This window comes from Pilosibacter sp. NGB245, assembly GCF_057397225.1.
In genome coordinates, this window is record NZ_CM171584.1 from 65612 (window position 1) to 80057 (window position 14446).

Here is a 14446-nt window from a genome sequence, read left to right on the forward strand (position 1 = left end):
GATCAGGATGGAAAAGAAGAAAAGAAGGCGATGGATAGCCGGTTTTCTGGCGGTTATCATGACGATCACGGGAGTGGGGATTCCACTCCCGTTCCCGTCCGAGGCATCGGATATATGGCCGCAGAAATCGACGGCACCGTTCTACTGCCTCGATGGAGGAAAAGGATGGAAAAAAGTCGACCGGTATGACATGTATAAATTTGATACGATGCCGTCTCCCCTTACGGAGACGCAGGCGAAACGGCTATTCTGGGCGTATCCGAATAACTGGTCAGCGTTAAAGGACGCGACAAAAAAATTTGATCCGGGCCTCTATGCGGAAATTGCCTCCACAACATCGAGTGCCAATATCGTAAAATATGTGAAAGACGATGCCGGAACAAAATTTGCCTGGGTGGCTGACAATCCGGAAATCGAAGATCGCGCGATCGCTGCAATGGAGCAGGCGTCATCGGTCGGACTGGCGGCGGGGAAAGAAGCACCGGACGCGATCCGGGGAGCGACTTCAGAAGATACGGCAGTGCCATTCCAGGTACTGCCTTTTTCCGACGGACCGGGGGCACTGGATACAGAATTTGTGCTCGGAAAGGAGTTTATCCGCGATATTGCAAAGATCGAACCTCAGAGTGTCTGGGACAATGGATCGACCGGGGGAAATGTGGGCTGGCTGGATGCCTCCCAGGATAAAAATATTGCAAAATCTGTGATGGGTACAAATCTGTATGAGGTGACCTGGAGCGGAGACGCGATCCGCATCCATAATAACGGCTCGGCGACTGCAAATGAAAATGCGGTCGGCAGCAGTATGACAGATGAAGAAAAATATAATAAGACTACGGTTCGTTATAAGATCACGATGAGAGAAAATTCCGGCTGGTACACGGAGGGCAGCTGGAATCCGGAATATCTCCGGGAGTGGATGGATTTTAAGGTCTGCATCAACGCACCGGAACACCAGAGACTCTACAAAGCGGATATGAGGATCATTCCGTCGGATATGGTATTTTATCTTGTGATCAGCCAGGACGGAGGAGAAAAAGACGAAAGGCAGGAATACGGAGCAGAGACGCCGACACTGGAATTTCAGATCTATCGCCATAAAGAGACTTTTTCGGCGGATTATAATGTCAGACTCGTAAAACATGATGATGAGACGGGAATGCCGTTAAAGGGAAGCCAGTTCTATCTGTATGAAAGATTTGAGGATCAGGATAAGATCTCAAAGGCGGATGGAGAGGGAAAACTTGCGGAAAAAAATTTAAGTTTTCGTCCATGGAGAGACTTCCAGGTGTTTTCTGAAGGAACCACGAATGAAAAGGGTGAAATTACTTATCGCGATACCAGAAAGTATGCCTATGAAAAGACATATTGCGACGGACATGCCGCTCCATCCTGGGCAAATATGCCTGAAGAACAGGGAAAAGGTGATGGGAAAAGCGATGCCTATGAGGAGGCGGCAGAACAGACGCGGGACAATAACCGGGCGGCGGCAAAACAGTGGCTGGAGTTAGCAGAGGCCTGCGAGGCAGAGGCGGACGGCGGATGCCACTTTCACTGGCTTGCAGATGAGAGTGTCTATGACGAAGTGAAGGAGGTATTGGAGAGCGGAGAAGCAGACGGAAGAAGCCGGGAAGGCGCCGGGATGATGCGAAAGAACCGTGCCGCGTCTCAGGATGCATTTGAAGGATCCGGCTGTAAAGCAGATTGTGAAGAGACTTACCGGAAATTTATCGGACTGCGTTTTACTTATACCTGGAAAGAAATCCAGGCGAGAAGTGGGTATATACTCCATGATCTGCATCAGGATGATATTCCGGTGGAGATGATCATGACGGATTCTTCCGAGGCAGGAGCGAATGCGGAGAAGGTGTCCGGAAGCAGCCGCGAGATCGCGGAAAACATCTGGTATTCGGGAAATGGAAGTATGGGTGAGAACAGTGTTTCAGAAAGAAAAATACCGATGGTGAAAAGCACGATGGGAAATGTTCTGAGGAGAACTGCTTCCGACTCAGAAGCTGCGGCTGTCAGGGCGACGGAGTCCAATGCAGAAAAGAAAAGTATTTTCCGGATGCTTTATGACTTGTTCCGGGGAAAAGATCAGGATGAGGAAGAGGAAAATGGAGGATCAGACGGTTGGGGTGAGTTTGAAGGTGTTGGAGATTTTGCGGATATCCTGGCAGATGCAGAGGAAGATGGGATCCGGCATCTGAATACCGGGGATCCCGGAAAATATTCGCATTGTAACGGAGCGGAAAACTGTGGGGATGCATGGCATGTCTATAACCACCGGACGGAAGGACGGATCCATATTACAAAAAAAGATCTGGACCTTTTCCGGGGAGAATCTGATAAGTATTCATCCTACGGGGATACAGAAGGGGACGGAACACTTCAGGGGGCTGTTTACGGTCTTTTCGCGGCGGAAAACATTATCCATCCGGACGCAGAAGTAGCGGGAAACGGGACCCTGACAAATACAGGGATCGTCTACAGGAAGAATGATCTTGTGGCTGCGGCATCGACAGATCAGGACGGAAATGCAGATTTCCTGTGTTATACCGTAAAACCGGGGATGGAATACGATTACGGGGAAGGGAAGATCAGCAAAAGAAATGATATTTCCTGGAACGGACCGGAAAATCTTTATCAGAAGAATAGAGAAAAGAACGGAAACTGCTGGATCGGACGCCCGCTGATCCTTGGAAAATATTATATAAAGGAGCTCTCAAGAAGCGAGGGATATGAACTTTCTGTAAATGGAATGGAGCAGCAGATTACAAACCGGGGAAGCGGATATGATGTGCCGGATTCTGTGACAGATGCCAATGGAACTGCGGTGGTTACGATGCCGGAGCTTGCGGCTGCGATGGAAGGCGATGATGGAAGCGGAAAAGGATACGATGAACTTGCATTTACGGTGAGTTCCTCGGGAACTGCCGGGGAAAACGGAGATGGAGGATATGAGATCCTCGCCTGCGGCTTCCCGGAAGGGACAAAGTTTTATCGTGTCGATACAGGAGAAGAGCTGGTCACAGGACCTCATGTGACGGGAACAGAGACCGTGATCGTGAAAGATGCGGCAGGAAGAACGATATGGAAGCAGGCGGAAAGCGATTCCAGTGACCTTCTCTATCAGCCGGAACGTAACGCAGCGGGAAAGATCACCGGGCAGGAACCAGTGATCCGAATGGAACCGCAGATTTTAAAGGTGGAGCAGATCCCGGAGAAAATACCGATGCGCCTTGAAAATCTGTCTGTCGATGAGGACGATGAACGTTTTCAGGCAAAACTGGAGGAATGTGATCTTTCAGACGAAACAGCAGACGCGTTTCTCTTTTTGAAAGCGCAGACGGAGGAAATCCTCGGAAAGAACGGATATGATGTCCCGGTTACTGCAGGAGGGATCCGTTCTATGGAAACTGCACCGATTTACAAACGGGGAGTGAAAAAAGGTCAGACAGATGTCTGGGGTATGACGACGGAACCAGGAGAAACAGCGAAAAAAACAGTATATGGGGCAGCAGTACAGGAAATCTCTGTCACATGCAAAAAGAATGACAGTATCCTGGATCTCATGCAGAATATTTTCACCTGGTATCAGGAACATCCCCAGTGGAATTTTGGTGGGATCGACATGATCAGAAGAGAAGGAGACCACTATCAGATCACCCTGTACGCCGGGGCATCCTCGATCGGGAATCGAAGATTTTTCACATCGAAAACGGAAAATGGAAGGAAAACGGTGGACTGCGTGTATGCCGTATACGAGGATCCGGTAAATCTTCGCTGGGTCTACCAGGAATATAAAAACAGTGGAAAGTATCGGTTTCAGGTGGACAGACAGTACATGCTCGGGAACGGCAGAGGCAGAAGATATTATCTTGACGCGACACTGACCCCGGTCATGATGCCGGGAACGGATGGAAAACTGACGGAGATCATGCATCAGGTCATGGTTTACCATAAAAAAGGGGAAGACGTGATCGATTACCTGTCTGGAGATCCGGCACATGGATACCGCGTTCCACTTACAAAGACGGAAGATAAGATCGAGATCACGACAGAAAAAGAAGTCGTGGAAAAAGACGTGGAACTTCCGGATGTGGTGAGAGAGGAAAAAAACGGTGTATACAGGATCCATATAAAGACCGCGGGGAAGGATTTTTTTGGAAAAGAATTCAATGATAAAAAGACGAGTCTTACTTTAAACTTTACTGCAAAACTTCCGGAAAAAAGCCATGTTCTGACGGAAAAAGAGATCCGGATGCTTGGAAATGCGAATGTCCGGGGATATCGGGCGGGAGACCGGATCGGCTATGCGGAATACCTTGTAAGGTTTTCGGGTGCAGCTCTTGCAGCGTCTGTTTCGAAGAACCGGGATCTTTCCGATACCTATATTATCGCAAAGCGGCTGATCTATCGCGGGCAGGATAAGATCAGCGAGGACGGGGATACGGGACTGACACCGGCAATTGTTCTTGAGCGGCCTGTGAAACAGAAAATACGCGTGGAAAAAAAGACGGACGACGGAGAAAATATCGGGAATTTCCGCTTTAAGATCTACCTGAAGTCCAATCTGGAACGAATTTTCTGTACAAAAGACGGAGAGATTTCCTGGGCAGATAAAAACGGAAATCCGGTGCAGATCGAAGAATACCGGGAACATTTTCCAGAGCTGGTGCAGAAGATCTATACGAGAAAGGAAATCCGACAGGTACTGGAGACGGTGGAGCGGGGGAAAGATTCTGACCAGGGTGAAGGAACGATTCACGAGTATAACTATGAAAAGTTCTTCGCGGCTATCCGAACGGCGGATACAGATCGCTGGAAGAGAAAGGGAAAACTGTGGAATACGTCATTTAAACCATTTGCGTCCAGCCTTATCAGCGGAAAGAAAAATGAGATCAATACTTCAGAATATGCGAAAGAAAACACAAAGCGCTCGGATGCGGTCCGGCAGTTCGCCATCGACTGGTATCTGAAAGAGGAGATGGAAAATCTGCAGTATAAGGAGAGCAAATATCCGGATGAGCAGTACGACCATGCCTTTTTTCTTGCGATCCAAAAGGCGGAGGAGTATCTGCAGCCATTTTTCCGATATGATCTTGGAAAGATCTACGCGATCGCATGGGACAGCGAGGAGGACGGTGGTTCTGACGGAGATCAGACAACTCTGACCGTTCAAAAGAAAAATGGGGAGACAAAGGAAGAGGCAGCTGCGGCAGTTTCTGAATATCTCCCATACGGAGAGTATGTGATCGCAGAGGAACAGCCATATGTACCTGAATTACTGGACTTTAAGAACAGGCATTATGAGATTGATGCGCCGAAGGAGATCTTCCTTCCGGAGGCAGCAGGACAGTCCGGGGATGATCAGAGAGAAAACTATATTTATAAGAGAGCGTATTCCCCATGGGATCTTGCGAAAAAGTACCTGATCCGCTTCAATGAGGAGTGGGACAAAAATCAGCAGCAGGAGCTGCGGGAGTATGTGATCAGTGCCCACAGCAATGACGGGGATTTTGAAGTTTATCCATATGGCCTCTCAGAAAAAGCAAAGACCGGCCATTATGAACCTTATGGAAACGGGAAGGTGGGGCGATATTATCACTATCGGTCAGACAGCGAATACGGAGCGAAAACGGATGGAAAGGAGACGATGACAGGGGTAAAAACAGCTCGTAACGGAGAATATGCGCCGATGCTGGTTCCATGGAGCATTGTAGATCCGAATGAGCAGAAAGATGACAAGAGCTGGACAGGATATGGAGAAAAATCATTTCTGGACCGGAAATATTATGCTGATGTGAGAATTGAAAAGCTTGATGCGGAAACAGGGGAACCGATCCTTTACGATGACGCAGTATTCGGGATCTACCGTGCAGAGAGAAATGAGGCAGAGAATGGTGATGGAGCTGTAACGTGTTACACGGCTGATACGATGATCCTGGGAAGCAGATATTTTCTGGAAGCGATGGGAGCGAAGGAGATCCGGCCGTTTGCGCGGAAAGCGCCTGGAGCCGGAGAACTCTTTTACGGAACGGTTCCTGCGGGAACGCCGGTTTGTCATGAGGAAGATCTTGTAAGCTTTACGGACAGAGATGGACTGCAGACGGGAACGCTCCTGGCGATCCCAACAATCCGGGATATTGCGGAAAAGGGGATTCTTCAGGCAGCAGGTTACGCGAAAACGCCAAATCCTCTTCCGGCAGGAGTCTATGTGCTGGCAGAGATAAAGGCGCCGTCTGGATATGTACGTTCAGGACCTGTGGCGGTGGAAATCTACAGTGACAGGATCCTGTATTCCGGTGGCTGGACGGAAGAGAAAACGGCAGCATCCGTTTATGGATATGAGCAGGATCCGAAGGGGATCCATCCGAAGAATGTCACGGATACAGCCAGAATCTACGCGGAAAATACCGCAACAATTCTGGAAGTTTCAAAAACAAAGACAATAGATACAACTCGTGGAATGAAGGTATCAGGCCGCGTGGAAGGTACGATCTCTGAACTTCGCGCACAGTATGGACTGGAGAATCTCGACCTTGCCTATGATCATGCAGGGATATACCAGGGATTTGGCTGGAAGAAAGGGACACTGGAGATACTGGAAGAGCGGAAACATGCCGGAGAGAGGGTGGAGCTCGTTTATGAGAACGGTGTCTTTCAGGGATACGGCTATGTGACAAAAAGGCTTGAAACGGCAGATCATGAGAACCCATATGTAACCGGAGCGAAACTTGCGCTTTATGACGCGATCCGGGTAGAAACGACCGGAGATTCCGAGGACTACGCATTTGAAGGTGTGGAGGTCACAAGGGACAGAAACGGAAATGTGACAGATATTGTCGTAAAGGAGGGATATGCAGGAGAAAAACAGGAATTCTCTCGTGAACCAGGATCGGAAAATGATACCCGGGGCGAAGGAATCTGGAAATTCAGGACCGTGAAGAGACCGGATACCCCGGTCCTGCTCTACGATCTCGGGAATCTTGATGTGATAACGAAAGGAAAAGATGGAACTCTTTACGGCTATGACCGGGAAGGGCGGCGGCAGAAGATCACCTTTGATACGAGATCGATCTACGCGCTGAAAAATGGAAAACCTGTATTTGAAGTATCTGGAGGCGATTTCTCAAAACTTGTATATGATCGGAAGTCGAAGGCGTTTACCTCGATGGATCCGGAGACTACGCTGTTTCATCTTGACTCATTCCTGTGCAGGGACGCGGAAACAGATCCCTATACGGGACTGGCATATGTGAGGAAGATGGAGATTGGAAGGTATGGAAGGGAACGACCGGTCTTTTACGTGTGGCCGGTGGTAAAAGAGACGGATTCATCGGGGAATCTGATCGGAAGACGGAAAATATTGACCGGAAGACCGGCAGAAATCGCAGAAGAAACTGAGAATGCCTATATTACTGGGACATGGAACCCGAAAACAGGCCGTTTCGAAAAAAAGATGGAACCAGTTCTCGATGAGTTTGGACTGGTAAAATATTATCCGGAAAGCGGCGCCGTGTACAAGAAAGGAGAATCGGTCTATGACCGGGATGGGGATTATGTGACATACCGGTATGAAGATCTTCTGGAAATGGAGAACCGTGCGGCATACCACTTGAACAGGAGAGAGGATCTTCTTGATGTAGGGGATCCGGAGGATGAGGCGGATGATGTACCTTTAAAACACAGAAAGGGAGAGGTATGGATCATTCCGAATGTATGGGTCAGCGGTGAGAAAACGATCCAGGACGGCAGCACGGATGAGGAGACGGATGGACAGCCGGATCTTTTAAGACGTGTGATCCCGGGAAGCTACATTCTTGAGGAACTGGAGGCGCCGGATGGGTATGTGCGTGCGCTTCCGGCAGCAGTGGAGGTGAATGAGACAAAAGAAATCCAGAGAGTCGTCCTGTCAGATGAGAAGACGAAGGTGGAGATTGCAAAGACAGACGGGACAGAAAGCTATGTTCAGAATATCGAAAACGGGACGGACAGCCAGAATAAAGAAAACGGGACGGAGATCCGCGGATCATACGGTCAGAAGTTTGTCAAAGGAGCAAAACTTGCGCTCTTTAAAGCGAAGCGTGTGAATTCTGCGGATCATGAGAAATACCCCAAAGGATACTACCTTGTGAAGGCAGAAGAGACGCCTGCTGTGTGGAGCTCAGAAGACCCGTTGGACAATCACAAAGTTCCGGTGACGGCGCTGTGGATTACGGATGGAAAACCAAAGTATTTTGAGGGAATTCCGGTGGGAAACTATATCCTGGAGGAGCTGGAGACTCCGCCCGGTTATCTTCCTGCTTCGATGGAGATCACAGTGGAAGAGACAAAAGAGCTGCAGAGCTTTGTCCTGAAGGATGACCATACAAAACTGGAGATCCTTAAGTTTGAGAGAAATACGTCCGGCGAGAAAGAAGCGCTGTCCTGGCCGGCGTCTCCCGAATTTGTTCTCTGTGAAGCGGATCTTGATGAAAACGGGGAGGTGAAGATGGAGAACGGTACTTATGGGTACCGGAAAGACCGGATTGCAGACAGTTGGAAGGCAGATGACCTGTCAGAGTACCTTCCGGCGGTCCCGGAGGCGTATGAAAAGATGTTTGGCGAGTATGGAAATGGATTTGAACAGTTTTCATGGAGAAAAGAAATCACGGGACGAGTGATCTCCGGAGAGGCCAGACTTCTGGAGAATAAAGAAACAGAGGATCAGGGGATCATCCTGCAGCTCTGGGAGCTATCGGATGGAAGCAGAATGCAGGTTTCTGTATCCGCAAATGGAAATCCGGAAAAATTAACGCAGAATGGTCAGCCGTCACCGGCATTTGAGTATCAGTTCCGTTACCGTTCCGGATTTTCCGGCAGCTTCCCGGAAGTGACCAGCTACGATACAAGAGGCGGTCTGCACCGGATCGACCGGCTTCCGGAAGGAAAATATGTGCTTCTGGAGAGTAAGGTTCCGGATGGATATCAGGGAGCAGATCCGATGCTGATCACAGTGGATCAGTCCGGAACCGTTATCCGTTATGAAGTGGAAAATAAACGGAAACCGGAGGAACGGGCAGCATTTGGGCGCATCAGGATCAGGAAGACGGATGCGGATGATAAAGATCTGCGGCTTTCCGGTGCCTGGTTTGAAGCTGTCTGTGTACAGACAGGGGAGAAAACTGTGTTTGCGACTGGTGAAGATGGGATCGCGTTATCGCCGGAACTTTCAATCGGATATCTGGATCATGGAGCCTGGATCATGTATGAATATACAGTTCGGGAGCTCATGCCGCCTCCGGGATACGGACGCTGTGAAGAAACCTTTTCGGTCGTGTTTGACAGGGAAAAAGAGGATCTGATCCAGCTGTATGAACTTTCTGTCGAAAATAAAACGACAAGAGCCGGATTCAGTAAACTGGATCTCACGACAGGGGAAGAACTTCCGGGAGCTTCCCTGGAGTTAAAAACTTCTGATGGAAGGCTTGTTGATTCCTGGATATCCGGGAAGACTCCGCATCTTGTAGAAGGAAAGCTGACGGCAGGTGAGAACTATATTCTGACAGAAATATCCGCTCCTGACGGGTACGAGCTCGCGGAATCCATTTCCTTTACAGTGCCGGAGAACGGAAATTTCGTGAAGATCGAGATGACGGATCGAAGAAAGCCGCCGGAGGAACCGGAAACACCGACGGAGCCGGAACAGCCGACAGAACCCGATATCCCGACTTTTCCGGAAACACCGACGGAACCGGAAATGCCGGAGACGCCGGAAACACCAACGGAGCCGGAACGTCCGACGCCATCTGTTCCTGGTGAGAAGCCAAAGAAACCGGTGGAAGCGGAGTGGACAGAGCCTGAGACAGAACCGGAACCGGAACGGAAAAAAACATATGGGACGATCACGGTACGCTATGAACGGGAATTTTCAGGCAGCGGAAAGGGGCACGTCCACCAAAAAGGCAGGACAGATCTCAGAACCCCGGAAACGGGAGATACGGGAAGACCAGAGCTTGCAGTAACCGGTCTGTTTGTCGGATTCCTTGGACTCTGGTATCTTCACATAAAAAAGGAGAGAGAAGAAAGGAACAATGAACATGAGGATGAAAAATGATGGAAGCCGGAAAATCCGGCTTCCGGTCAGAAAAATATTCGGATTTTTAGGAATGGAGGCAGTTCTCTTATGTGTATCTTTTTTCATGCCTGCATTCGCGGAAAAATTGCCGTCAGAGGAAAGAAAGCTGCAGGTGGAAGAAACTCTGTCCGGAGAAGAGACATCGCCTGCGGAGAAAAAAAGAGAAGAAAAAGAGACTCTGACGTATGAAAGCCCCATATTTACGGGTGGGGGAGAGGAATTTCTACCGGAAGAGACAAGGACCGAGGGCGAAAAAGAATACCGTCTGGTATCAACGCGAATCCGAAACGCAAAGAAAACAGGAGAAATGACGTATGCCCAGGTGACAATCCCATATGATCTGGAAGGAGATGATACAGTGCCGGAGACAGCGGATGTTCCCCTGATCGATGAGGAGTCCGGCACAGAGTTTGAGCGGGAGCTTTCTCTTGTGGATGTGGAAGAAATATCGAGAGAATGGTCAGATACCTTTTCTTTTTCAGTCACGGTTTCCGGGTATGGAGCAGACTCATTTTATCTGGGAGATATGGAGATCCCCGGGAATGCGGATCTTGCTGACTACGGAGAAAAACTTCTGGATCTCGCCGGACTGTCCCGGGAGTATTACCGGGTAGACCGCGTGGAGTGGGACGGCGAACCTTATGAAGATGGGGAGGTGATATGCAGAAACGCAGCCGCAGTTGGAAGCAAACTGGTCCGAAACGTAAAAGCGAAGTACGGCGGTCAGATCCGGACACCGGATCTGGAAGGAAAGCAGTATATTGGAATTTATGAGGAAGTTCTCCCGGAAACGGAAGATGAGACAGGGATCGAACCAGAGCCGGAGATCATGAGCCAGCCGGAAACGATCCCGGATACTTCCGAAGAAACTGTACAGGCAAGTCTCGCAGAGCGGATCATTGAATGGCTGGAGAGCCATATCACGACGATAACGGTGAGTTTTGTAAGTGTACTTTTACTGGCAGCGGGAATCTGGCTGTTTGTGAAAAGCGGAAAAAAGCCAGGGCGTCAGTCACCCTAGCTTTTCCTGCCAGTTTTTTTCCTTAAAACCGGTGAGAACAAAGGAGTCACCGATCACTAACGGACGTTTTACGAGCATGCCGTCAGTTGCCAGAAGGGCAATCTGTTCTTCCTCGCTCATAGTCGGGAGTTTATCTTTCAGTCCCATGGATTTATAGAGAAGTCCGCTGGTGTTAAAGAATTTTTTTAACGGAAGTCCGCTCATTTTGTACCATTCTGTCAGTTCTGCCACACTGGGATTATTTTCCTTGATATGGCGGCTGGTATAAGATACCTGGTGCTCATCGAGCCAGCGCTTTGCCTTTTGACAGGTGGAACACGGCGGATATTCGAGAAAAAGAATATTCATAGTGAAAAACACCTCCATGTGCTTAGTATAATGGATTTTTCCGGAGAATACAATGAAAAGGAGAAGATGTTGATCGGGCGGAAAGAAATATGGATATTCTGATCTTTCTTTCAGAGTTTATGGTACCGCTCACGGTATTTTATATCGTCGGTTCCGGAATCCTTGCAAAACGACCGGTGTTCGATGATTTTCTGGATGGCGCAAAGGAAGGAATGCACACTGTGGCGGATGTACTTCCGACTCTGATCGGACTGATGACAGCGGTGGGAGTTTTAAGAGCTTCGGGGATTCTTGAAGCAGTATCGGAACTTCTGAAGATTCCCGCCGCACTCTGCCATATCCCTGTTCCGGTAATCCCGATCATTCTGGTGAGGATCGTATCCAGCTCTGCAGCCGTTGGTCTGATCCTTGACATCTTTAAAGAATATGGGCCGGATTCTCTGGTCGGAAATATGGTTTCTATCATGATGGGGTGTACGGAGACAGTGTTTTATACCATGAGTGTGTATTTTATGTCTGCACATATCCGAAAGACACGCTGGACATTGCCTGGAGCTCTTGCTGCAACAGCGGCTGGGATCGCTGCAAGTATCTTTTTGACGGGGCAATTATTCCATACCTGATACAGCCGGGTCGGAATGCGAAGCATCGGCATAATCTTGTTACAGCCCGGCGGTGGAGCGTCCGTGTACTGTAGTGTATTTTCACAGAAAAAGCGGAAAACCGGAGAAAATCGGTTGTGTCGTGAATTGGAATCGTTTATAATAAAAGCCGTAAAAAACAAAAGATCCGGGGCGTCAGGAAGATCGGATATTGCGGTTGGACAGCCCAGAGAGGAAGAGGATTCCACGGTTGGACGATTATAAAGTATTGAACGAGATCCTGGTGAGACTGTTCCGCAGCATCATGGACGTTGAGGAGAAGGCGATCATCACCCAGGAGTTCCAGGATATAACAAACAATGATATGCATGTGATCGAGGCCATCGGTATGGGAACACCGAAAAACATGTCATCGATCGCAAAAGAACTCTCTGTCACGGTAGGCACCCTGACGATCGCGATGAACAGCCTGGTAAAAAAAGGGTATGTGAAGAGGGAACGCGGGGAGGAAGACCGCAGGGTTGTATATATCTCGCTTTCGGATAAGGGAAAGAAAGCGTTTATCCACCATGCGAGATTCCATAAAGAAATGATCACCTCGATCCTGGATGAATTTGACGAGGATGAGAAAAAGATCCTGATCCGTGGACTCACGAAGCTGGACAACTGGTTTCGGGATAAGGAAGAGGAGAACAAAACAGGACGGGAATAAAATGCGCACTGCACGATCGCTGTTTCAGCGAGAAGTCAGGTGCGTATTTTTAATTTGCGCGAGACCTTGGCGACTGTCGTGATAGCAGAGAGAAAGCAATAAAAAGTTGAATTAAAAAAGTAAAGCATATATAAATATAACTTAAAAATATTAAGTAAAGTTGATAAAAACAATATTTAATCTTCCGGCGGATGATGTGGACCGGGTTTCCGGTCTGGACGATGTCACGGTTTACTCCACACAGCAGGGGACCATTGCACCGATCATCAATCATAAAGAAGGGCTCTGCGCGAATCAGTGGTTCCGTCAGGCGGTCAGCTATGCACTTGATTATGAGGAAGTCATGACGGCAACCTATGGGGCCAATGGCTTTACGATGGGGTCTTGCTACATGGATGAAGCACAGCCGTTCTGGTACACGGATGCCGGATCTGAGGAATACAATGTACACGATCCGGAAAAGGCGAAAGAGATCCTGAAGGAACATGGATATGATGGAACTCCGCTGAGACTGACAGCAGCGACCCTGAATAAGATGGATTATATGGCAGTGACCATGCAGTCAGTCGGAGCTGGAAGAAGTCGGCATCCCGGTGGAACTGAATATCGTAGACTGGCCGACACTCCAGGCGCAGAGCACCGATCCGACAGCATATGATATGTATATCTGCACATTCTCCCAGGTGCCGATTCCGTCCTTGAAACTCTATTTTGGACCGAACTACGCTGGCTGGAATGATGATGAGACGCTTCAGAGCCTTTTAAATGACATGAACACGGCAACAAACATGGACGATGCGAAAGCAGCATGGGATAAAGTTCAGGAATATTCCTGGCAGTATCTGGCAGTTCTCAACTTTGGTCATTATATTGCAAACTATGCATGGAATGATCATGTAAAAGGCTTAAATAATTACAGCGGACTCTACTTCTGGAATGCGGGATACGTAGAGTAGATCAGCACAAAGATCCGGATAAAAATACCTGGCAGAGATGGATCGCTTCACTCTGACCAGGTATTTATGTGTCTGTAACTGTATGTGTATAAAGACTGGCACCGCGGTAAACAGCAGCGCCGGAAAGCTTTCGATTATTCGATATAGGCAACTTTTCCGATCCGCTCTTTCGGCTGGATCACAGTATCCGGATCCGGATAGCCTAAAGCAGCCATCCCATAGACTACATGATTGGCTGGAACACCAAAATCATTTAAGATGTCACGGATTGCCGGAGTATCGCAGATATTCTGGAGCTGGTTGATCCAGACAGAGCCGACTCCGTAGGAATTGGCAGCTAAAAAGATATTTTCGAGAGCGCAGGCATCATCTTCTTTTCCCCAGTTACTGTCGCGCAGATTGGACGGTATGATGATGGCAGCCGGGCAGTACAGATCATATCCCGGGCGGTTTAATGTGGTTTTGATCGCCTCAGCCAGACGTTTGATGGCATTCTTATTTGTCACCACCGTAAATTTCCAGGTCTGTTTTCCCATACCGCTCGGCGCGTGGAGAGCTGCCTGTACCAGATCATCAAGGATCTCTCTGGAGATTGGAGTGTCGGTGAATTTACGGATGCTTCTTCTTGTAAGGATATTGTTCATGACTTCGTTCATTGAGATGTTCCTCCTGTCAAAATCAGAA

The 14446-nt window shown here is 48.8% G+C and carries 8 protein-coding genes; 6 read left to right on the forward strand and 2 right to left on the reverse strand.

Features of this window, described 5'->3' with window-relative positions; genetic code table 11:
* The first annotated feature begins 7 nt into the window (after window positions 1–7).
* Both ACXMYH_RS00340 and ACXMYH_RS00345 read left to right on the forward strand, forming a co-directional pair.
* Entirely contained in the window at window positions 8–10102 is a 10095-nt protein-coding gene (locus ACXMYH_RS00340; protein ID WP_486555266.1) for an MSCRAMM family protein, read from the forward strand.
* Window positions 10086–11144: a hypothetical protein gene (locus tag ACXMYH_RS00345; protein ID WP_185911826.1), complete on the forward strand. Its 1059-nt coding sequence runs from the start codon at window positions 10086–10088 to the stop codon at window positions 11142–11144. The genes ACXMYH_RS00340 and ACXMYH_RS00345 overlap by 17 nt, the downstream gene beginning before the upstream one ends.
* On the opposite strand, the gene ACXMYH_RS00350 is transcribed toward ACXMYH_RS00345, so the two are convergent.
* A complete protein-coding gene (locus ACXMYH_RS00350) occupies window positions 11136–11492 on the reverse strand; it encodes an arsenate reductase family protein (RefSeq protein WP_486555267.1) in 357 nt (118 codons plus the stop codon). The two genes, ACXMYH_RS00345 and ACXMYH_RS00350, sit on opposite strands and share 9 nt — an antisense overlap.
* A gap of 89 nt (window positions 11493–11581) precedes the next feature.
* Here ACXMYH_RS00350 and ACXMYH_RS00355 point away from each other — a divergent pair, with 89 nt between their 5' ends.
* The 4 genes from ACXMYH_RS00355 to ACXMYH_RS00370 all read left to right on the forward strand — a co-directional run bounded on the left by ACXMYH_RS00355 (window position 11582) and on the right by ACXMYH_RS00370 (window position 13762).
* Window positions 11582–12115: a spore maturation protein gene (locus ACXMYH_RS00355; protein WP_118532174.1), complete on the forward strand. Its 534-nt coding sequence runs from the start codon at window positions 11582–11584 to the stop codon at window positions 12113–12115.
* A 229-nt stretch (window positions 12116–12344) separates the two neighbouring features.
* Window positions 12345–12806, forward strand: a complete 462-nt coding sequence (locus tag ACXMYH_RS00360) for a MarR family winged helix-turn-helix transcriptional regulator (protein WP_346011198.1) — start codon at window positions 12345–12347, stop codon at window positions 12804–12806.
* 160 nt (window positions 12807–12966) lie between these two features.
* The gene (locus tag ACXMYH_RS00365) at window positions 12967–13464 is read left to right on the forward strand and encodes an ABC transporter substrate-binding protein (RefSeq protein ID WP_118532176.1); all 498 of its coding nucleotides are present in this window, start codon (window positions 12967–12969) and stop codon (window positions 13462–13464) included.
* Entirely contained in the window at window positions 13400–13762 is a 363-nt protein-coding gene (locus ACXMYH_RS00370; protein WP_486555268.1) for a hypothetical protein, read from the forward strand. The genes ACXMYH_RS00365 and ACXMYH_RS00370 overlap by 65 nt, the downstream gene beginning before the upstream one ends.
* Window positions 13763–13896: 134 nt before the next feature.
* On the opposite strand, the gene ACXMYH_RS00375 is transcribed toward ACXMYH_RS00370, so the two are convergent.
* Entirely contained in the window at window positions 13897–14418 is a 522-nt protein-coding gene (locus tag ACXMYH_RS00375; RefSeq protein WP_118532180.1) for a nitroreductase family protein, read from the reverse strand.
* Window positions 14419–14446: the final 28 nt, after the last annotated feature.